Annotated in this window: 17 protein-coding genes and 1 pseudogene; 8 read left to right on the top strand and 10 right to left on the bottom strand. The window is 74.2% G+C overall.

Going from position 1 to position 18,253, the window contains the following annotated elements:
* Positions 1-48 precede the first annotated feature (48 nt).
* Positions 49-2,430: a SpoIIE family protein phosphatase gene (locus FHS37_RS27180; protein WP_184825902.1), complete on the bottom strand. Its 2,382-nt coding sequence runs from the start codon at positions 2,428-2,430 to the stop codon at positions 49-51.
* Between the two features lie 241 nt (positions 2,431-2,671).
* On the opposite strand from FHS37_RS27180, the gene FHS37_RS27175 reads away from it, so the two are divergent.
* Entirely contained in the window at positions 2,672-4,915 is a 2,244-nt protein-coding gene (locus FHS37_RS27175; RefSeq protein ID WP_184825900.1) for a glycoside hydrolase family 9 protein, read from the top strand.
* Here the strand turns inward: FHS37_RS27175 and FHS37_RS40860 are convergent.
* Complete coding sequence (locus tag FHS37_RS40860) at positions 4,912-5,478, bottom strand: sigma-70 family RNA polymerase sigma factor family protein (RefSeq protein ID WP_184825898.1); 567 nt, start codon at positions 5,476-5,478, stop codon at positions 4,912-4,914. The genes FHS37_RS27175 and FHS37_RS40860 overlap by 4 nt on opposite strands.
* 186 nt (positions 5,479-5,664) lie before the next feature.
* On the opposite strand from FHS37_RS40860, the gene FHS37_RS27165 reads away from it, so the two are divergent.
* The 3 genes from FHS37_RS27165 (at position 5,665) to FHS37_RS27155 (ending at position 8,517) form a co-directional block, all read left to right on the top strand.
* Positions 5,665-5,910: a hypothetical protein gene (locus FHS37_RS27165; RefSeq protein ID WP_184825896.1), complete on the top strand. Its 246-nt coding sequence runs from the start codon at positions 5,665-5,667 to the stop codon at positions 5,908-5,910.
* A gap of 3 nt (positions 5,911-5,913) precedes the next feature.
* Complete coding sequence (locus FHS37_RS27160) at positions 5,914-6,291, top strand: toxin Doc (RefSeq protein WP_184825894.1); 378 nt, start codon at positions 5,914-5,916, stop codon at positions 6,289-6,291.
* Between the two features lie 591 nt (positions 6,292-6,882).
* Complete coding sequence (locus tag FHS37_RS27155) at positions 6,883-8,517, top strand: RICIN domain-containing protein (protein WP_184825892.1); 1,635 nt, start codon at positions 6,883-6,885, stop codon at positions 8,515-8,517.
* A 57-nt stretch (positions 8,518-8,574) separates the two neighbouring features.
* On the opposite strand, the gene FHS37_RS27150 is transcribed toward FHS37_RS27155, so the two are convergent.
* The 3 genes from FHS37_RS27150 to abmR form a co-directional block, all read right to left on the bottom strand.
* Positions 8,575-9,744 (bottom strand): lactate 2-monooxygenase, encoded by a 1,170-nt coding sequence (locus tag FHS37_RS27150; RefSeq protein ID WP_184825890.1) that lies wholly within the window; start codon positions 9,742-9,744, stop codon positions 8,575-8,577.
* 88 nt (positions 9,745-9,832) lie between these two features.
* The gene (locus FHS37_RS27145) at positions 9,833-10,528 is read right to left on the bottom strand and encodes an alpha/beta fold hydrolase (protein WP_184825888.1); all 696 of its coding nucleotides are present in this window, start codon (positions 10,526-10,528) and stop codon (positions 9,833-9,835) included.
* 36 nt (positions 10,529-10,564) lie between these two features.
* Positions 10,565-11,122, bottom strand: coding sequence for an ATP-binding transcription factor AbmR (gene abmR / locus FHS37_RS27140; protein ID WP_184825887.1), 558 nt, complete (start codon positions 11,120-11,122; stop codon positions 10,565-10,567).
* A gap of 324 nt (positions 11,123-11,446) precedes the next feature.
* Here abmR and FHS37_RS27135 point away from each other — a divergent pair, with 324 nt between their 5' ends.
* On the top strand, positions 11,447-11,881 hold the full coding sequence (locus FHS37_RS27135) for a subtilase-type protease inhibitor (RefSeq protein ID WP_184825885.1): 435 nt from the start codon (positions 11,447-11,449) through the stop codon (positions 11,879-11,881).
* Between the two features lie 142 nt (positions 11,882-12,023).
* On the opposite strand, the gene FHS37_RS27130 is transcribed toward FHS37_RS27135, so the two are convergent.
* The 3 genes from FHS37_RS27130 to FHS37_RS27120 are packed head-to-tail and all read right to left on the bottom strand — an operon-like array spanning position 12,024 to position 13,909.
* The gene (locus FHS37_RS27130) at positions 12,024-12,239 is read right to left on the bottom strand and encodes a CDGSH iron-sulfur domain-containing protein (RefSeq protein WP_184825883.1); all 216 of its coding nucleotides are present in this window, start codon (positions 12,237-12,239) and stop codon (positions 12,024-12,026) included.
* Positions 12,220-12,906: a HemK2/MTQ2 family protein methyltransferase gene (locus tag FHS37_RS27125; RefSeq protein ID WP_184825881.1), complete on the bottom strand. Its 687-nt coding sequence runs from the start codon at positions 12,904-12,906 to the stop codon at positions 12,220-12,222. The genes FHS37_RS27130 and FHS37_RS27125 overlap by 20 nt, the downstream gene beginning before the upstream one ends.
* The gene (locus tag FHS37_RS27120; protein WP_184825879.1) at positions 12,896-13,909 is read right to left on the bottom strand and encodes an iron-containing redox enzyme family protein; all 1,014 of its coding nucleotides are present in this window, start codon (positions 13,907-13,909) and stop codon (positions 12,896-12,898) included. Before FHS37_RS27120 ends, FHS37_RS27125 begins: the two co-directional genes overlap by 11 nt.
* 66 nt (positions 13,910-13,975) lie before the next feature.
* Between FHS37_RS27120 and FHS37_RS27115 the strand changes: the two genes are divergently transcribed.
* Positions 13,976-14,584 (top strand): flavodoxin family protein, encoded by a 609-nt coding sequence (locus FHS37_RS27115; RefSeq protein ID WP_184825877.1) that lies wholly within the window; start codon positions 13,976-13,978, stop codon positions 14,582-14,584.
* 12 nt (positions 14,585-14,596) lie between these two features.
* On the opposite strand, the gene FHS37_RS27110 is transcribed toward FHS37_RS27115, so the two are convergent.
* Positions 14,597-14,776 carry a hypothetical protein gene (locus FHS37_RS27110; protein WP_184825875.1) on the bottom strand — a complete coding sequence of 60 codons (180 nt, stop codon included), beginning with the start codon at positions 14,774-14,776 and terminating at the stop codon, positions 14,597-14,599.
* Between the two features lie 77 nt (positions 14,777-14,853).
* Complete coding sequence (locus tag FHS37_RS27105; RefSeq protein ID WP_184825873.1) at positions 14,854-15,882, bottom strand: Ppx/GppA family phosphatase; 1,029 nt, start codon at positions 15,880-15,882, stop codon at positions 14,854-14,856.
* Between the two features lie 200 nt (positions 15,883-16,082).
* On the opposite strand from FHS37_RS27105, the gene FHS37_RS27100 reads away from it, so the two are divergent.
* Together FHS37_RS27100 and FHS37_RS27095 are read left to right on the top strand one after the other, a co-directional pair.
* The gene (locus tag FHS37_RS27100; protein WP_229889898.1) at positions 16,083-16,760 is read left to right on the top strand and encodes an ArsR/SmtB family transcription factor; all 678 of its coding nucleotides are present in this window, start codon (positions 16,083-16,085) and stop codon (positions 16,758-16,760) included.
* Between the two features lie 213 nt (positions 16,761-16,973).
* Positions 16,974-18,239 (top strand): annotated as a pseudogene (locus tag FHS37_RS27095) (MFS transporter).
* The last annotated feature ends 14 nt before the right edge of the window (positions 18,240-18,253 follow it).

Raw genomic sequence — 18,253 nt, 5'->3', positions numbered from 1 at the left:
TCCTCACGTACGGTCGTCGGCGCCCGGCCGGGCGGCCGGAGGGCGCCCTCACATCTCGTCCACCAGGGCCATCTCCGCCCAGATGGTCTTGCCGTCGGCCGTGTGCCTGGTGCCCCAGCGCTGGGTGAGCTGCGCGACCAGCAGCAGTCCCCGGCCGCCCTCGTCCCAGGTCTTGGCCCGGCGCAGGTGCGGGGCCGTGTGGTTGGTGTCGGACACCTCGCAGATCAGCGTCGAGGCATCGTGGATCAGCCGCAGCCGGATCGGCGGGGCCCCGTACCGGATGGCGTTGGTGACCAGCTCGCTCACCACCAGCTCGGCGGTGAACGACGCCTCGGTCAGCGCCCAGTCGGCCAGCTGGTCGAGGACCTGCTTGCGGATGGGGGCGACCAGCGCCGGGTCCGCGGGGATGTCCCAGGTGGCGACCTGCGACGACGGCAGCCCGTGCGTACGGGTCAGCAGCAGGGCCACGTCGTCGTGCGTGCCGCCCGGTGAGAGCAGGGTGTGCAGGACGCGGTCGCAGGTCTCGTCGAGCGAGCCGGAGGCGTTCGACAGCGCCTCGCGGAGCAGTGCCTGACCGACCTCCATGTCCCGCGCGGGAGGCGTGATCAGCCCGTCGGTGTAGAACGCCAGCACCGTGTTCTCGGGCAGCTCGAACTCGGCCGACTCGAAGGGCAGTCCGCCCGTGCCCAGTGGCGGACCGGAGGGCAGGTCGAGCTGCCGGGCCGGACCGCCCGGCGGGATCAGCACCGGCGGGAGGTGCCCCGCCCGCGCCAGGGTGCAGCGCCGCGACACCGGGTCGTACACCGCGTACACGCAGGTCGCGCCGACCTCGCCGGGGCCGGTGTCGCTGCCCCACTCGTGCGACAGGTGCTGGACCAGGTCGTCGAGGTGGGTGAGCAGTTCGTCGGGGGCCAGGTCGATGTCGGCGAGGGTGCGGACGGCGGTGCGCAGCCGGCCCATGGTCGCGGAGGCCTGGATGCCGTGGCCGACGACGTCCCCGACCACCATGGCCACCCGCATCCCGGACAGCGGGATCACGTCGAACCAGTCGCCGCCCACACCGGAGCGCGCGGCCGGCAGGTAGCGGGTGGCCGCCTCCACGGCGGCCGTGCGCGGCAGGGTGCGGGGGAGCAGGCTGCGCTGGAGCGCGAGGGTGGTCTCGCGTTCGCGGGAGTAGCGGCGGGCGTTGTCGATGCAGACGGCGGCGCGCGCGGTGACCTCCTCGGCCAGCAGCACGTCGTCGTGGTCGAAGGCGTCGGGGCGCCGGAAGCGGGTGAAGGCGGCGACGCCGAGGGTGGTGCCGCGTGCCTGGAGCGGGACGGACAGCATCGAGTGGACGTCGAACCGCCGCACCTGCCGGGCGCGCGTCTCGTCCACCGCGAGCCACGGGTCGAGATCACCGGACTCCACCGAGGCCACGACGCTGTGGCCCGCGATCAGCGAGTCGGCCTGGGGCGCGGCGGCCGGGTAGACGACCACCTCGCCGACGTCGGCGACCGACTCGGGGTTGCCCGGGGTGAGGGAGTGGTGGGCGACCCGGCGCAGCGAGACCGGCAGGGTCAGCGGGCCGACGGGCTCACCGCCGGGTTCCTCGGGCTCGAGCAGGTCCACGCTGACGAAGTCGGCGAGCGCCGGCACGCAGACCTCCGCCAGCTCCTGTGCCGTACGGGTGACGTCGAGGGTGGTGCCGATGCGGATGCTGGCCTCGTTGACCAGTTGCAGCCGCTCCCGCGCCCGGAACTGCTCGGTGAAGTCGTGGGCCGTCACGCACACGCCCCGCACCCGGCCGGAGCCGTCGGTGAGCGGTGCGAGCCGGGCCAGCCAGGCGTGCGGGCGCTCCTCGCCGGTGGCCTTCATGTACGTCTGCATGTCGTGCGGCCGGCCGGTGCGCAGCACCCGGTCCAGGTGCTGTTCCAGCTCGGAGTGCTGGGGCCGGCCGCCGATGTCGGTGGGCTTCAGCCCCCGCAGGTGGTCGGCCGGGAGCCCCAGGAGGTCCGCCATGGCGTCGTTGATCCCGCGCAGCCGCAGCCGCCTGTCGAAGACCATGGTGGCGCAGGGCGACTGGAACACGGCCAGCCTGACCAGCGGATCGTCGGGCAGTGCGTGCTCCTCGACCTCCAGCGGGGTGACGGCGAGCCAGTCACCGGGACCGCCGTCCGCCGGCTGTCTGTGGTGGGCGAGCACCCAGACGGTGACGGTGCCGCCGCCGCGGTGCCGCAGCACGAGCGAGCCGCTCCAGCGCGTGTTCATCGGGGGCCGGGGCATGTCGGCGCGGTCGGCCAGCAGCTCGGCGGCCGGGCGGCCGACGACCTCCTCGGCCGTGTGCCCCAGCAGCAGTCGCGCGCCCTCGCTCCACCGCGCGAGCGTGCCGTCGGCGGCGATGACGGCCCGGGCCGTCACGGCATCGTCGAACGGGTCGTCCGGCCTCATCGTCGCCACTCCATCGCGCACACTCACCGTGAACCGGTGTATCGCCTGAGTTCCAGCCTAGTGCGTCACGGCCCGACGCGGAGCGGAACCCCGTTCCGTCCGTCACGCGGGACAGTCCTGTCCCAACCGTTGACGCAGCGTCACCCCTGTCACAACATGGTCTGCGCACGGATCATGGGAGCGCTCCCATAGCGTGTGTCCCTTCCTCGCGCCACCCGCACCTCCGCAGAGGAGCCCAGACGTGAACAGACGCAGAACCGCCCTGCTGTCCCTGACCGGCCTGCTGGCGACCGCGCTCACCGCGCTGCCCACCGCACCCGCCGGGGCCGACGAGGTCGAGCAGGTCAAGAACGGCACCTTCGACAACGGCACCGACTCCTGGTGGACGACGAGCAACCTCACGGCCGGCGTCACCGACGGCCGGCTGTGCGCCGACGTCCCCGGCGGCACCGCCAACCGCTGGGACGCGACGATCGGCCAGAACGACATCGCCCTCGTCGCCGGGGAGTCGTACCGCTTCTCCTTCACCGCCACCGGCACCCCCGCCGACCACGTGGTGCGCGCGGTCGTCGGCCTGTCGGCGGCCCCCTACGACACCTACTACGAGGTCAGCCCGCAGCTCAGCGTCTCCGGCAACACCTACTCGTACACCTTCACCGCACCCGCCGACACCGCCCAGGGCCAGGTCGCCTTCCAGATCGGCGGCAGCGCCGAGCCGTGGCGGTTCTGCACGGACGACGTCTCCCTGCTGGGCGGCGTGGCGCCCGAGCCGTACGAGCCCGACACCGGCCCGCGGGTCCGCGTCAACCAGGTCGCCTACCTGCCGTCCGGCCCCAAGAACGCCACCCTGGTCACCGACGCCGCCGAGAAGCTGCGCTGGCGGCTGGAGAACCGCGACGGCCGGGTGGTCGCCCACGGCTGGACCGTGCCGCGCGGCACGGACGTCTCCTCCGGGCAGAACGTCCACTCGATCGACTTCGGCCGCTACAAGAAGCGCGGCGAGGGCTACACCCTGGTCGCCGACGGGGAGACCAGCCGCCCCTTCGACATCGGCGCCCGCGCCTACGAGACGCTGCTGACCGACGCCGCGAAGTTCTACTACCCCCAGCGCAGCGGCCTCGCGATACGCGACGACCTGCGCCCGGGCTACGCCCGCCCCGCCGGGCACCTGGGCGTGGCGCCCAACCAGGGCGACACCGACGTGCCGTGCCAGCCGGGAGTGTGCGACTACCGCCTCGACGTCTCCGGCGGCTGGTACGACGCCGGCGACCACGGCAAGTACGTCGTCAACGGCGGCATCTCCGTCTGGGAGCTGCTGAGCACCTACGAGCGCGCGCTGCACGCCCGCACCGGTGACCCGTCGGCCTTCCGGGACGGCACGCTCGACATCCCCGAGAGCGGCAACAAGGTGCCCGACCTGCTCGACGAGGTCCGCTGGGAGCTGGAGTTCCTGCTGAAGATGCAGGTGCCCCAGGGCGAGCCGCTGGCCGGCATGGCGCACCACAAGATCCACGACGAGGCGTGGACCGGCCTGCCGCTGCTGCCCAGCGACGACCCGCAGAAGCGGGAGCTGCACCCGCCGACCACCGCCGCGACCCTCAACCTGGCGGCCGCCGCCGCGCAGGCGGCCCGCCTCTACAAGCCCCATGACCGCGAGTTCGCGGCCCGGGCGCTCGAGGCCGCGCGCACGGCCTGGGCGGCGGCGCTCGCCCACCCGGACGTGTACGCCGACGAGAACGACGGCATCGGCGGCGGGGCCTACCCCGACCGGAACGTCGAGGACGAGTTCTACTGGGCGGCGGCCGAGCTGTACCTCACCACGGGCGAGAGGGACTTCCGCGACTTCGTGCTCGACTCCCCGGTGCACACCGCCGACATCTTCGGCCCGCTCGGCTTCGACTGGGCCCGCACCGCGGCGGCGGCCCGCCTCGACCTGGCGACGGTACCGAACCGGCTCCCCGGCCGGGACAAGGTGCGCCGCTCCGTCGTCGAGGGCGCCGACCGCTACCTGGCCACGCTGAAGGCCCACCCGTACGGCATCCCGTACGCCCCGGAGGACAACAAGTACGACTGGGGATCCACCCACCAGGTCCTCAACAACGCGGTCGTCCTGGCCACCGCCTACGACATCACCGGGGCCGCCAAGTACCGTGACGGGGCCGTCCAGACCATGGACTACGTCCTGGGCCGCAACGCGCTGAACATCTCGTACGTCACCGGCTACGGCGAGGCCGCCGCGCACAACCAGCACAGCCGCTGGTACGCCCGGCAGCTCGACCCGGCGCTGCCCCAGCCGCCGGACGGATCGCTCTCCGGCGGCCCGAACTCCAGCATCCAGGACCCCGTGGCCCAGGCCAAGCTCCAGGGGTGCGTCGCCCAGTTCTGCTACATCGACGACATCCAGTCCTGGTCGACCAACGAGATCACCATCAACTGGAACGCCGCGCTGACCCGTGTGGCGGCCTTCGTGGCCGACCAGGGCTAGCCGCCGTCCCGCCGGGCCGGCGGCCGTTCGGACGCCGGCCCGTGCTCCACGGGCCGTTCGCGGGCGGTCAGGGTGTGCAGACGGGCCCGGTCGAGCGGCTCGTGGACCTCCACGTACTCCCCGTGCGGACAGCCGAAGACCTCGCCCAGCACGAACACCGCGCGCTCCGGCGGCGTCAGCGTCTCCGGCACCACCGGCATCGCCAGTGACACCGGCCCGGCGCGCAGCGCCGGGTCGCCCGCGTCCTCGTCCGTCACCAGTGGCTCGGGCAGCCGGGGACCGACGCAGGTCTGCCGGCTGCGGCCGACCGCGGCGCGGCGCTCCAGCGCGTGGTTCACCGCGACCCGCACGAGGCAGGCGCGGGGGTGGGCGACGCCGTCCGGGGGCGCGCCGCCACCGCGGGCCGTCCAGCACAGCCAGGTCTCCCGCAGGACGTCGTCCGTGCCGGCGACGCTGCCCAGCATGTCGTGGACGATGCCGGACAGCAGCTCGCGACGGCCGAGGAAGACCACGGTCGCGTCGTCGGGCCGGGCGTCGGTGCCGGGAACGGTGGTTCGGGACACGGCTGGCCTCCCCGGTGCGCGCTCACCACTGCGAGGGGGGGAAGCGGGCCGGAACGTGACATCGCGGGACGCGCATGTGACGCACCTCTCTGCCCGGAACCCGTCCTCACCCCGGCGGGTACCGCTCGACGTGCCGCTTGACGTGGGGTTATTTACGTGCCAGTACCCGAGCGGTACCGTAGGGGCATGCCTGCTCTCAACGTGGAGTTCAGCGACCGCGAGCTGGAGGACCTGCGGCAGATCGCCAAGGAACGCGGTACGTCCATGAAGGCGCTCGTGCGGGAGGCGGCCGCGGCCGACATAGCCCGTCACCGGGCGCTGCAGGAGGGCGCGGAGGAGTTCCGCCGGTTCTTCGCGTCCCACGCGGACGAATTCGCCGCCGCGTTCCCGGACGACGAATCCCCTGCCAAGGGCGAGGGACGGGCCGCCTGACCGATGGCCCCCGTCCTGCACATCGACGTGCCCTGGCTGCTCCAGCGGCACGAGGAGGTCCTTCCGGACCAGCCCACCATCAACGACTTCTCCGCGCTGGTCGCCGCCGTCGCCCGGCACCGCGTCGACCCGCCCCGCCTCGGCGTGGACTCCGACCCGGCCTGGCGGGCCGCGGCCCTGCTGCACACCCTCGCCGTGCTCCGGCCGCTGCCGGCGGCCAACGCCCGCTTCGCCTGTGCCACGGCGGTGGCGTACATGTTCGTCAGCGGCGTCGGCATCGACCCGCCCTACGGCGCCCTCGTCGACCTCGCCCGCGACCTCATGTCCGGTACGACGGACGTCTACGGCGCGGCGGACCGGCTGCGGTCCTGGCAGATCTGAGGGTGTGCGGGTCCGAGGGCGCGCGGCTCCGCGGAGCCGAGGCCGCGCGGACCCTCCCGGGGCCGCCGGCCGAGGGCGGGAGGAACGGGGCCGGCGGCCGTGCGCGCAGGAGAGCCGCCGTCCTGCGCGGTGACCCCCGAGAAGGGCCGTGACCAGTTGACCACGCTCCCGGCGCGCGCCGGGAGCGTGCGCGGCGCACCCGGCCGGTGCACAGGCTTCACACGGGGTGCGGAACGCTCCCGGCGTCCCCCGGCCCGCGCTCCGGCGCCCCTTTTCGCCACCCGGGTGCGAACCACGGGAAAACCCAGGTCGAAAGCCGGTGCGAGGGGTGTGGGCCGCCTCCTCTTTCTGACTTTCTGTCAACGCGCAGATCTTGCTCAACCGCCTTGTTGGTCCTGCGCGGGTTGTGCGAGAGTGAGCCACCCGTGCGGGGGGTAAAGGCCGGGATCGCACACCAGTTGGGGAACCGGGTCAGATTCGCCGTCGGTGAATTCGCCCCCCGCGCCGCGCCAAAGAGGTATACACCATTCGGGGCTCCCTTTTCGGCGTCGGAACTTCTGAGTCACTGCGCGTGGGAAAGGAACCATCTCAGTGCCCACCCCCCACCCCCCTCGACCTCCGTATCCCCCGCCCGGCGGGGATCCCGGGGAATCCGACGAGTTCCTCGCCGCCCGGTTGCGAGGCCGTCCGGAGGGCGAGGCCACCCGTGCCGTCGCGCTGCTGACGGCGCGGCACTGGCAGGCCATGCACGACTACGCGGCCGTCTGCCTCGCCTCGTCCGGGCAGACCGCGGCGATGGTCACCGGAGCCGCCCTGCACCGGGTCCTCGACCGGGTCGCCCTCGGCGAATCGGCCGTCGCGCTGCGCCCGGCGCTGCTGGTGGCCGTGCGCGACACCGTCCGGGAGTGGGCCGCCGACGATCGAATAACCGGTGTTCTGCCCGCGTTGCAGAAACCGGCCGGCGGACGTGGTATGCGCGCGGCGTCGACCATGACGCCGGAAAATCGCACACTCGCCCAGCGGGCATTCCGGTCCCTGCCCGCACTCGCGCGCTGTTTGCTGTGGCACGTCGAGGTCGAGGCGGAACCCATTTCCGTCCCGGCCGGTCTGCTCGGCATGGATCCCGACATCGCGTCGGGCGCACTCGAACGGGCACGTGACACATTCCGTCGAGGTTGTGTCCACGCCCATCGGGAACTGTCACCGACGAAGGACTGCCGCTTCTACAACCGCCTCCTCGACGTCCCCATCCGCCGGGGCGGCGCCCTGCTGCCGGACGTCCGGCAGCATCTGGCGGAGTGCCGCTACTGCCGGAACGCGGCGGAACAACTCAGCCACTTCGAGGGCGGGCTGGGCACGCTGCTGGCCGAGGCGGTCCTCGGCTGGGGCGCCCGGCGCTATCTCGACTCACGTCCCGGCCGCGCGACGTCGGGCCCGCGCGCCGCCCGCCGCGGACGCCGCCGCGGCGGAGGGCGGCCCGGCAGCGGCCGCCACCGCCTGCTGTCCCGGATCCCCGTGGCCGACCGTCTCACGGGCATCGCGCTCCCGGACCCGGTGCGCTCCACCCGGACGCTCCTCACCGGCATCGGCGCCGTCTCCGCCGGGGTGCTGGTGAGCGTGCTCATCGCCGGGTCCTCCACGCCGGACGGCGGCGCCGCCGACCCGACCGGAGCCACCGGGGCGGCGGGCGGCAGGGCCTCCCTGCCGTCCGTGTCCCCGCCCGGCGCCGCCGGGCTCCCCACGGCGCCGGGGCGCACCCGGCTGCGCAACGTCGCCTCCGGCCTGTGCCTCGACACCCGGGGCGAGCCCCAGGACGGCGTGGGCGCCCGGCTGGCGGAGTGCTCCGACCGGTGGACCCAGCAGTGGACGTACGAGGACGACGGGCTGCTGCGCAACGTGGCCGACCCCGGTCTGTGCCTGGACTCGCACAAGGACGCCGGTGTCGTCGTCCTCGGCACCTGTGCCGACCAGGGCGACCGGCGGGGCGACGACGTGCGCTACGACCTCACCACACAGGGCGAGTTGCTGCCCCGCTGGGACGGACAGCTGGCCCTCACCCCGGCCGCCCCTGACGCGAACGCCGACATCGTCGTCAAGGCGCGCGCCCGGACCGCGGACCAGCGCTGGGCGGCCGAGCCGGTGCGGACCGCCGAGGGCTCCCTGTCGATCAGCGGCACCGGGACACCGGCCGCGCGACACGCGGAGCTGGCCCGTCCGGTGATGTGAACCGCCCGCCGGGGCGGGGGCGGCGAACGCTCCGCCCCGGCGCTCCGGCCCGACGTGTCAGGCGGTCCCCTCCACGAGGTCGGCGGGCCCGACCGTGCCCGGTGCGGCATGCCCCGACAGGGCGAGGGTGAGGTCCAGCTCGGCGAGCAGGCAGCGGATCACGTGTTCCACGCCCGCCTGCCCGTCGAGGCCCAGCCCGTACACGTAGGGCCGGCCCAGCAGCACCGCCCGCGCGCCGAGGGCGAGGGCCTTGAAGACGTCGTCGCCGGTGCGTACGCCGCTGTCGAACAGCACGGTGAGCCGGTCGCCGACGGCCCGGACCACGCGGGGCAGCGCGTCCGCCGCCGCGATCGCCCCGGCCACCTGACGGCCGCCGTGGTTGGACACCACCACGCCGTCCATCCCGGCGTCGGCGGCGAGCCGGGCGTCGTCCGGGTGCAGCACGCCCTTGAGGACGATCGGGCCGTCCCAGTTCTCCCGCAGGAACGCCAGGTCCGGCCAGGTCTTGGCGGGGTCGGCGAACATGCCGACGAAGTGCATCACCGCCGCGTTCGGGTCCTCGTGCACCGGCTTGGCCAGCCCCGCCAGGAAGGCCGGGTCCGAGAAGTAGTTGGCGGTGCCCACCCCGTGCAGGAACGGCAGATACGCCTGGTCCAGATCGCGCGGTCGCCAGGACAGCAGGGGGGTGTCCAGGGTGACGACGAGCACCGTGAACCCGGCGGCCTTCGCCCGGCCCAGGAAGCTCCGGGCCACCTCCGGGTCCTTCGGCCAGTACAGCTGGAACCAGCGCTCCGCGTCTCCCATCGCCTCGGCGACCTGCTCCATGGGCGTGCTGGAGGCGGAGGACAGGACGAAGGGCACGCCCTGCGCGGCGGCGGCCCGGGCGGCGGCGGACTCGGCGTCCGGGTGCATGATCGACAGCACTCCGACCGGTGCCAGCGCCAGCGGTGCCGGCAGCGCGCGGCCCAGCACCTCCACCGACAGATCGCGTGCGTGCACGTCCCGCAGCATGCGCGGCACGATCCGGTGGCGGTCGAGCGCGGTCCGGTTGGCGCGGGCGGTGCTGCCGTCGCCCGCGCTGCCCGCCACGTAGCCGACCGGGCCCGGCCCGAGCCGCTGCTCGGTCAGCTCCTCCAGCCGGGTCAGGTCCGTGGGCAGCCGGGGCACGGCACCCGTCATCCCGTTCAGGTAGATCTCGTACTGGAAGTCCGCCCAGTGCTTCGCCATCCGTTCCGCCTCTCCTCGCCGGGCCGCGCCGTCCCGACGCATACTGGCGAGTAAGCGCCGGGACGTCCAGCGCCGGGCGACCGGGAGGTCAGCGGCCGGCGGCCGCCTCGTGCAGGATCCGGGCCAGTTCGCGCGGCCGGGAGAACATCGGCCAGTGGCCGGTGTCCATCGTCACCAGTTCCCAGTTCCCGCCCTTCAGCAGCTCCGCCACGGCGGGCATGGGCTCGTCGCCGTTCAGCAGGCACTTGACGTACGTCGCCGGCAGCTCGCCGAGGGACCGCTTCAGGACGGCCGGTTCGGTGAGCGCGGCGCCCGGGTGCGGTGTCGATCCGCCGACGATGCGGGCGACCTGGTCGTCCGTCAGGTCCTGACCGGCGTAACCGTCCGCACCCAGGGGCGGCAGGACGCCGTCGTGCTCGGCGATCGCGCGCCGTACATGGTCGCTGGGCCAGCCCGACAGGAACGACTCCCCGTCCGCCGGGACGTTGGAGTCGACGAACACCACGCGCTTCAGCCGGCCGCCGATCCGCTCGGCGGCCTGGCCGACCGGTATGCCGGAGTAGCTGTGCCCGACGAGGACGACGTCGCGCGCACCGAGCCGCTCCACCTCGTCCACGACGTCCTGGACATGGGTCTGCTGCCCCGCCGGCAGGCCCCGCTTCTCCGCGAGCCCGGACAGCGTCAGCGGATGCGCCCCGTGCCCGGCCGCGCGCAGTTCGGCCGCCACCTCGTCCCACGCCCACGCCCCGAGCCAGGCGCCGGCCACCATCACGAAATCAGTCATGCCAGGCACGGTAACGCGCGCCACGGACAACGCCGTTCACTTCTCGTCGGCGGCGGGCGCCCCCTCCTCCGGTCCGGCGTCCGGGCCCTGGGCCCGGACCCGCCGGACGTGTTCGAGCGATTCGCGCAGTTCGGTGAGCCAGTCGTCGGTGTGCCGCTGGACCAGGCGGACGCACCAGGCCAGCGCCTCGCTGCGGCTGCGGGCCACCCCGCCCGCGATGAGGGTGTCGAGCACCTGGCGCTCCGGCTGGCGCAGCCGGGTCATGACGGGCGCGGCCACATGGGTGAACAGGGCGCGGCGGCCGTCGCACTCCACGCCCCAGGAGACCTTCCGGCCGAAGCGGTGCTCGGCGTCCCGGGCGACCGACATCCGGGCCTCCCGGGTGCGTTCCCGGAACTCCTGGATCCGCCCCTCGACCGCCGCCTCCCGTTCGGCGTGCGAGGCGTCCCCGGCCGGCCGGGGCCCGGGAATGCGGCCGATCACCGTGATCTCCTCGCGGTCGACCGTGACCTCGGTCAGCTCCTCGAAGAGATCGTCGGGGAGCCGGCCCGCGAACCAGCCCCGCAGTCGTTCTCGCTGCTCGCCGGTAATCATGTAATGACCATTACTCACGCATTCCATGAACACAAGAGGGCGTGGAACTGTCTGCCGACGGCAGAATCGGAATGTTTCAGGCCGTTTAAGGAGCAGCGGATTTTCGGCCATCTGGCCACTTCGCACGCTCGGCGGCCGTGCGGTTACAGGGGGGACGTCCGCGCCTTCCGTGACTTCCCGCCACTGATTCAACACGCAATGTTACTGAAATCCGCACGGTCGAGATGAGTTTCCGTCGCGGACTCGGCAGACTCCCGCTCGCCGGTTCGGCACCGACCGAGCACGGGCCGGCGACTCCTCGACACGAGCGGAAGGATGCACACAATGCGGAACACCGCGCGCTGGGCCACCACCCTCGGCCTCACGGCCGCCGCCGTCTGCGCACCCCTGGCAGGGGTCGCGTCGGCCGCCCCGGGAAGTGCCCCCTCCGCGCTCTACGCCCCGTCGGCCCTGGTGCTCACCCTGGGCCACGGCGAGAGCGCGGCCACCGTCACGCCGGAACGCGCGGCCACCCTGAACTGCGCCCCCGGCCCCTCGGGCACCCACCCGGCCGCCGCGTCGGCCTGCGCGGAGCTGAACGGCGTCAGCGGTGACCTCGACGCCCTGACGATGCGGGAGGGCGTCTTCTGCACCAAGGAGTACGACCCGGTGGTCGTCACCGTGGACGGGGTGTGGCAGGGACAGCGCGTCTCCTACGAGCGGACCTTCCCCAACGCGTGCGTGATGAACGCTCACAGTTCGAGCGTCTTCGCGTTCTGAGACCGGGATCGCACGGTTCCCGTGACCGCGCGGCGGCTCGTGGACTGGGGAGTGCGAGCCCCCTCGCGGAGCGTGCGATCCCGCGCAAGGAGGCCGGCGGGCGGAGTGGGGCCGCCCGCCGGCCCTCCGGGGTTCCACGGCCTCAGGACTCCCCGGACTCCCGGGCGCGGTCCCGGTGGCTGGTGTCGCACCAGGGGTAGCGCCGACTGCGGCGACAGGTGCACAGCGCCACGCGGAAGCGGTCGGAGGACACGACCGTGCCGTCCTCCAGCTCCACCTCCACCGGCCCCTCGACCAGCAGCGGGCCCTTGCGCCGGACGGTGACGCGACGCGGCGTGTCAGACGGGGAGTTCGGCACGGACCACCACCAGCTCTTCCTTGTCTCCGGTCGGCGGCAGCAGCCCCCGCTCCCGCAACCAGCGCTCCCGGGCCCGCAGCACCGGACCGAACGCGATGTGCCGGCGCCGCGTCACCGCGGCCTTCAGTCCCGCCTCCCGCAGGTGGCCGAGCGTCAGCTCGGGACCGCTGAGCGCGGACTGCACCAGCAGCAGCACACCGCCGGGCCGCAGCAGCGCCGGAGCCTCCCGGCAGATCCGGTCCAGCACGAGCCGCCCGTCGGCACCCGCGTCCCAGGCCCGGGCCGCACCGCGCGGCGGCCTCCCGTCACCGGGCGCCGGAACGTACGGGGGATTGGCGAGGATCAGATCGAACGACCGGTCTCGCACCGGATCGAACAGGTTCCCGCGCCGCACCCGCACCGGAACCCCCGCAACCAGCGCGTTCAGCCGCGTGGCGCACACCGCCCGCCACGAGACGTCGACCGCGGTCACGCGCATGCCGCGCCGGGCGGCCTCCAGTGCCAGGGCGCCGGATCCGGTCCCCACGTCGAGAACGTCCGCGCCCGGCGGGACCGGTTCGTCGGACAGGGCGCCGGCCAGTAGTTCGGTGTCCTCCTGAGGGGCGTACACGCCCGGAGGTGCCAGTGGATTCACAGACGCCCGGGTACCCCCGTGTTCAGGAGACATGAGCGAGCTCCTGATCCAGGGGGGTGCGGAGTGACGAGCGACCCGCGCGCCAGTCGGCGAGCAGCCGGTCGCCGAGCCGGTCCTCCACGAACACCGTGGCGTCGACACCGAAGGCGACGTCCGGGGCGAGATGCGGCTCGTCCTGGAGCAGGCCGCCGATGACGTCGTGGCGGACCACCTGCTCGTGCACCGCGTCCGCCTCCACGTGCTCGTCGTAGAAGTGCTCGGCGGCGGGGCCCGCGCCCGTGCGGCGCATCGCCTCGGCGAGCCGCCGGGAACCCGGTGAGGAGGTGATCTCGACCGTCGCGAAGTGGCCCACCAGGGCGCCCCTGAGGGAGCGGCGCAGCCCGAACAGCGACATGAGGTTCACCGTGACCAGGAGCTCGGCGCACGCGGCGTCCAGGTAGCGGCCGTACGCCGGGTCCAGGCCCAGGTCCGCCATCAGGTCGGCGAACAGGCGGGCGTGCACCCGGTCGGGACGGCCGCCGCCGTACTCGTCGAACTCCACCGCCGCCATCGCCGCCTTGGCGCGTCCCCGCAGTCGGGGCAGGACCCAGGCGTGCGGGTCGGCCTCCTTGAGGTGGTACAGCGACCGCTGTGCGGCGTACTCGCGCACGTGCCACAGTTCGCCCTCGTCCCGCAGGAAGTGGCTGACGCCGGTGCCGTCCACCGGCTCCACCAGGATCCCGGCGAGCGCGTCGTCGACGCCGTCGTGCCGGGGGGCGTCCGCGCGCAGGGCGGCGAGGAAGCGGTCCTCCAGGGCGACGCGGGTCCGCAGCAGCTCCGGATCCCATTCGAGGTCGGGCGCCACGCCGGCGAAGCCGCGGTAGTGCAGTTCGTAGCACAGGTAGAGGGCGAGCTGGAGATCGTCGCCGTACACGGGGGCGGCGGCCGCCTGCCCGGGCGCGGGCAGCGGGCCGGTGCCCCGGAGGTAGTCCTCGACGGCGGCGCTGAGGGGGCCGCGCGGTGCGGGCAGCCGGGGTTCTTCGCTCAGGTGTTCCATGTGCTCCGGGTACCCGGGCCGCGCCGGGGCACCCCGCCTGCCCGCTCCGGGGTACTTTGTGCCGGTATGAAGGCACTCGTGATCAACTGCACCCTGAAGAAGTCGCCGGAGACCTCCAACACCGAGGCGCTCTTCCGCACCGTCACCGAGCAACTGGAGGAGGAGGGCGTGGAGGTCGACGTCGTCCGCGCGGTGGACCTGGACATCGCCCCGGGCGTGGTCAGCGAGCCCGTGCACGAGGGCGACGCCTGGCCGGACGTCCACGCGAAGATCCTCGCCTCCGAGATCCTCGTGATCGCCTCGCCGACCTGGCTCGGCCAGCCGTCGTCGGTCGCCAAACGGGTCCTGGAGCGGATGGACGCCATGCTCTCCGAGACGGACGACGAGGGCCGGCCGGTCGCCTACAACCGGGTCGCGGGCGTCGTCGTCACCGGCAACGAGGACGGCGCCCACCACGTGATCGGCGAGATCACCGGCGCCCTGCAGGACATCGGCTACACGATCCCCGGCCAGGCGTGGACCTACTGGAACCAGGGACCCGGTCCCGGGCCCAGCTTCCTCGAGGGCGGCAGCGGCCACGACTGGTCGCGGAAGACCGGCCGAGCCATGGCCGCCAACCTGCTGGGTGTGGCGAGGGCCCTGGCGGCGCGGCCGCTCGGGCCGCCGCCGCAGTAGCAGGGACCTCCGTCAGTCTCCCCGGGACTCCTCCTGCGCCTCGGTGTTGGGCGTGACGGCCTCCCCGGCCTCACCCCGGTGGCGGCGGCGCCCGGCGGGGTCCTCCCCGGCGCGGCGCTCGGCCTCCTCCACCTCGCGCAGCACCTCCTCGACGGCCGTGCGGGGCTCCTTGCGGTCGTCGTGCTCGGACACGGGTGTCTCCCTTCGTCGGTAACCGGTCCCGTCGGTACCGGTCGGTCCGCCCGCCGTGCGTCCACGGCCGGCTCCCGTCACGCGTTCACGGCCGACTCCGGCCGCGCGCCGGCGACGTGCAGCGGTACGGGCTCGGCGGGGGCGGTCTCCTTCTCGTTGAGGCGGGTGATCTCCGCCCACCAGGACGGGCCGTCCTCGATGTGGCGCAGCAGCACCCCCTCGCGCAGCGCCCAGGGGCAGATGGTCACCGCCCGGAGCCCGGTCAGCTTCATCGCCGTGTGCGCCACGACCGCGCCGGCCAGGCTCTGCGCGGCGCGCGGGGCGGAGATGCCGGGCAGCCGGGCGCGTTCGGCGGCGGGCAGCGCGGCCAGCCGGTCGATCGCCCCCCGCAGGTCGGCACAGGACAACTCCCGCTCCACGAAGGGCCCGTGCCGCCCGGGCGCGGCCCCGCACAGCCGCCCCAGCTGCTGGAAGGTGCGGGAGGTGGCGACCGCCGTGCGCGGCCCCTCCCAGCGGATCCGCGCCGCCGCGTCCCGCAGCTGGTGGCGGATCCTGCGGCGCAGCGCCCGCACCTGCTCCGGGGAGGGCGGGTCCCGGTCCTCGAAGTACTCGTGGGTCAGCCGGCCCGCGCCCAGCGGCAGCGAGGCCACGAAGTCGGGCAGCCGGCCGCGTCCGAAGGCGACCTCCAGCGAACCCCCGCCGATGTCCAGCAGCGCGAGCGGCCCGGAGCGCCAGCCCATCCAGCGGCGCGCCCCGAGGAAGGTGAGCTCGGCCTCGACCTCGCCCGGCAGGGTGCACAGCTCGACGCCGGTCCGGGCCCGGACCGTGCGCAGCACCTCCTGCCGGTTCGGTGCGCCGCGCACCACGGCCGTCGCGAACGCCAGGGGACCGGACGCGCCCCACCGCGCGGCGGTGCGGTTCGCCGCCGCCACGGCGTCCACCAGCCGCTCCACGGCCTGCTCCGGCACCGGGGCCCCCGGCGTGACCTGCTCGGACAGCCGGATCGGCCACTTGGCCGTGTGCACCGGCAGCGGCACCCCGCCCTCCGCGTCCGCCACGACGAGTCTGACGGTCTTCGATCCGACATCCACCACGCTGGTTCGCATGGCCCGTGGGTACCCACTTACCGCGCGGACCAACGGACGGGGAGCGGCGGACGGCGGATACATGTCCCATGTGTGACCGGACGGTGACGTCCCGTTGATCCTTCCCGTGCGGAAGCCGGGCGCGCCACCCTTCCGCGGCGGGCGCGCGGTCATGGCGGCCCGCCTCGTCCACCATGTTCCATGGATTTATGGAGGAAGCCGTGGCGGAGAACGGGACCCCGCATTCGAGGGCTCGGCTGTACGACGCGTTCGCGGCCAGCGGCAAGGCGCTGGCCAGCGGGAAGCGCCTCGATCTGCTGGACCTGCTCGCCCAGGGCGAGCGGACCGTCGACGCCCTGGCCAAGGCGGCCGGGCTGAACCTGACGACCGCGTCGGCACACCTGCAGACCCTCAAGCGGGCCGGATTCGTCGCCACGCGCCGCGAGGGCGTGCGCATCCACTACCGGCTCGCCGGGGACGACGTCGCCGAGCTGTTCGCGCTGCTGCGCAAGGTCGCCGAGAACCACCGCCCCGCCGTCCTCGCCGCCCGCGACGCCCACCTCGGCGAGGACGGCGGGGCGGAAGTCACCCGCGAGGAACTGCGGGCCCGGATCGCGGCCGGTGACGTCGTCGTGCTCGACGTGCGGCCGGTGGAGGAGTACCTCGCCGGTCACATCCCCGGCGCGCTCTCCCTGCCGGTCGACGAACTGGCCGACCGGATCGACGAGCTGCCCGGGGACACCGAGATCGTCGTGTACTGCCGCGGCGAGTACTGCGTCCTGGCCCATGACGCGGTGCGGCTGCTGACCGCCCGCGGTCGCCGCGCGATCCGGCTGAACGACGGCATGCTCGAGTGGCGTCTGTCGCGGCTGCCCGTCGACGCGGCGGAGCCGGCGTGACCGGACCGGCCGGTGCCCTCCCGCCGCGCCCCGGTCCGGCCCGCGGCCCGGTCCGCCCGGACCACGGGCCGCCGGAGCGGACCCGCTCACCCCGCCGGCCTCCGGGTGCGCCCGGCCGCACGTGCCGCCGCCCTCATCGGGGGAACCGCTGCCGAGGCCCACCGTCAGAAGCACGCCCCGGCCGTCCGGCCCCCTCGATCGAAAGCGCACACCGTGACGAGCACCGCCCCGGCCGAGACCGCCGGCACGGTCCCCCGGCCCGAGGCCCGGCGCCGTGTCCTGCGCGTTCTGGTCGCCTCCCAGGTCCTCAGCGGCGCCGGGCTCGCCGCCGGCATCACCGTCGGGGCGCTGCTCGCGCAGGACATGCTCGGCTCGACCGACCTCGCGGGGCTGCCCAGCGCCCTGTTCACCGCCGGTTCCGCGCTCGCCGCCGTCGCCGTCGGCCGGATGTCCCAGGCGCGGGGCCGACGTCCGGGCCTGGCCGCCGGCTACCTCACCGGTGCCGTCGGCAGCGCCGGCGTCATCGCCGCCGCCGTCGCCGACACCCCCGTGCTCCTCTTCGTCGCCCTGTTCGTCTACGGGGCGGGCACCGCCACCAACCTCCAGGCCCGCTACGCCGGAGCCGACCTCGCCGCCCCCCGCCCACCGCGCCCGCGCCGTCTCCACCGTCCTGGTCACCACCACCCTCGGCGGCGTCGTCGGTCCCAACCTCGCCGCTCCCACCGGGGACCTCGCGGAAACCCTCCGCATACCCGCCTGGCCGGGCCGTTCCTCCTCGCCGGGGCCGCCTACGCGCTCGCCGCCCTCGTCCTGGTCGTCTGGCTGCGCCCCGACCCGCTGCTGCTCGCCCGCGGTCTCGACCACCGGCAGCAGGCGGCGGCCGCCGCGGCGGAGGGCGCGGGCGACGCCGCCCCGGGCCCGGACCCGGAGCGTGGTCCCGGGCCGATACCGGGCGCACTCACCATGATCCTCACCCAGCTCGTCATGGTCGCCGTCATGACGATGACCCCGGTCCACATGCAGGACCACGGCCACGGCACCGCCGCCTCCGGGCTCGTCATCGCCATCCACGTCGGCGCCATGTACCTGCCCTCGCCCCTGACGGGCTGGCTCGTCGACTCCTGCGGCCGCACCGCCGTCGCCGCCTCCGGCCTCACCCTCCTGGCCGCCGGGATCGTCGCCGCCGTCGCGCCCGGCGACTCCGTCGCCCTGCTCGCCCTCGCGCTCGCCCTGCTCGGTCTGGGCTGGAACTTCGGCCTGGTGTCCGGCACCGTGATGATCACGGACGCCGTGCCGCTCGCCACCCGGGCCAAGCCCCAGGGCATGGTCGACGTCTCCGTCGCCGTCGCCGTCGCCACCGGCGGCCTGACGTCCGGCCTCGTCGTCTCCGCCGCCGGCTGCCCCGTCCTGGCCCTGGCGGGCGGCGTCCTCTCCCCGGCGGTCCTCCCCGCGATCGCCGCCACCGCGAGCGGCCGGTGAGCCGCGCGGGTCAC

It is taken from the genome of Streptomyces griseomycini, from assembly GCF_014203535.1.
Classification (GTDB): Bacteria; Actinomycetota; Actinomycetes; order Streptomycetales; family Streptomycetaceae; genus Streptomyces; species Streptomyces griseomycini.
Note: the sequence above shows the minus strand (reverse complement) of the source record. Positions and strands in the feature narration are given on the sequence as shown.

Excerpts from the sequence above, each read along its gene's own strand:
- FHS37_RS27115 (WP_184825877.1), top strand. The coding sequence starts at position 13,976 with ATGAAGGCACTCGTGATCAACTGCACCCTGAAGAAGTCGCCGGAGACC.
- FHS37_RS27165 (WP_184825896.1), top strand. The coding sequence starts at position 5,665 with ATGCCTGCTCTCAACGTGGAGTTCAGCGACCGCGAGCTGGAGGACCTG.
- FHS37_RS27180 (WP_184825902.1), bottom strand. The coding sequence starts at position 2,430 with ATGAGGCCGGACGACCCGTTCGACGATGCCGTGACGGCCCGGGCCGTC.
- abmR (WP_184825887.1), bottom strand. The coding sequence starts at position 11,122 with ATGATTACCGGCGAGCAGCGAGAACGACTGCGGGGCTGGTTCGCGGGC.
- FHS37_RS27160 (WP_184825894.1), top strand. The coding sequence starts at position 5,914 with ATGGCCCCCGTCCTGCACATCGACGTGCCCTGGCTGCTCCAGCGGCAC.
- FHS37_RS27125 (WP_184825881.1), bottom strand. The coding sequence starts at position 12,906 with ATGTCTCCTGAACACGGGGGTACCCGGGCGTCTGTGAATCCACTGGCA.
- FHS37_RS27120 (WP_184825879.1), bottom strand. The coding sequence starts at position 13,909 with ATGGAACACCTGAGCGAAGAACCCCGGCTGCCCGCACCGCGCGGCCCC.
- FHS37_RS27105 (WP_184825873.1), bottom strand. The coding sequence starts at position 15,882 with ATGCGAACCAGCGTGGTGGATGTCGGATCGAAGACCGTCAGACTCGTC.
- FHS37_RS27150 (WP_184825890.1), bottom strand. The coding sequence starts at position 9,744 with ATGGCGAAGCACTGGGCGGACTTCCAGTACGAGATCTACCTGAACGGG.
- FHS37_RS27145 (WP_184825888.1), bottom strand. The coding sequence starts at position 10,528 with ATGACTGATTTCGTGATGGTGGCCGGCGCCTGGCTCGGGGCGTGGGCG.
- FHS37_RS27135 (WP_184825885.1), top strand. The coding sequence starts at position 11,447 with ATGCGGAACACCGCGCGCTGGGCCACCACCCTCGGCCTCACGGCCGCC.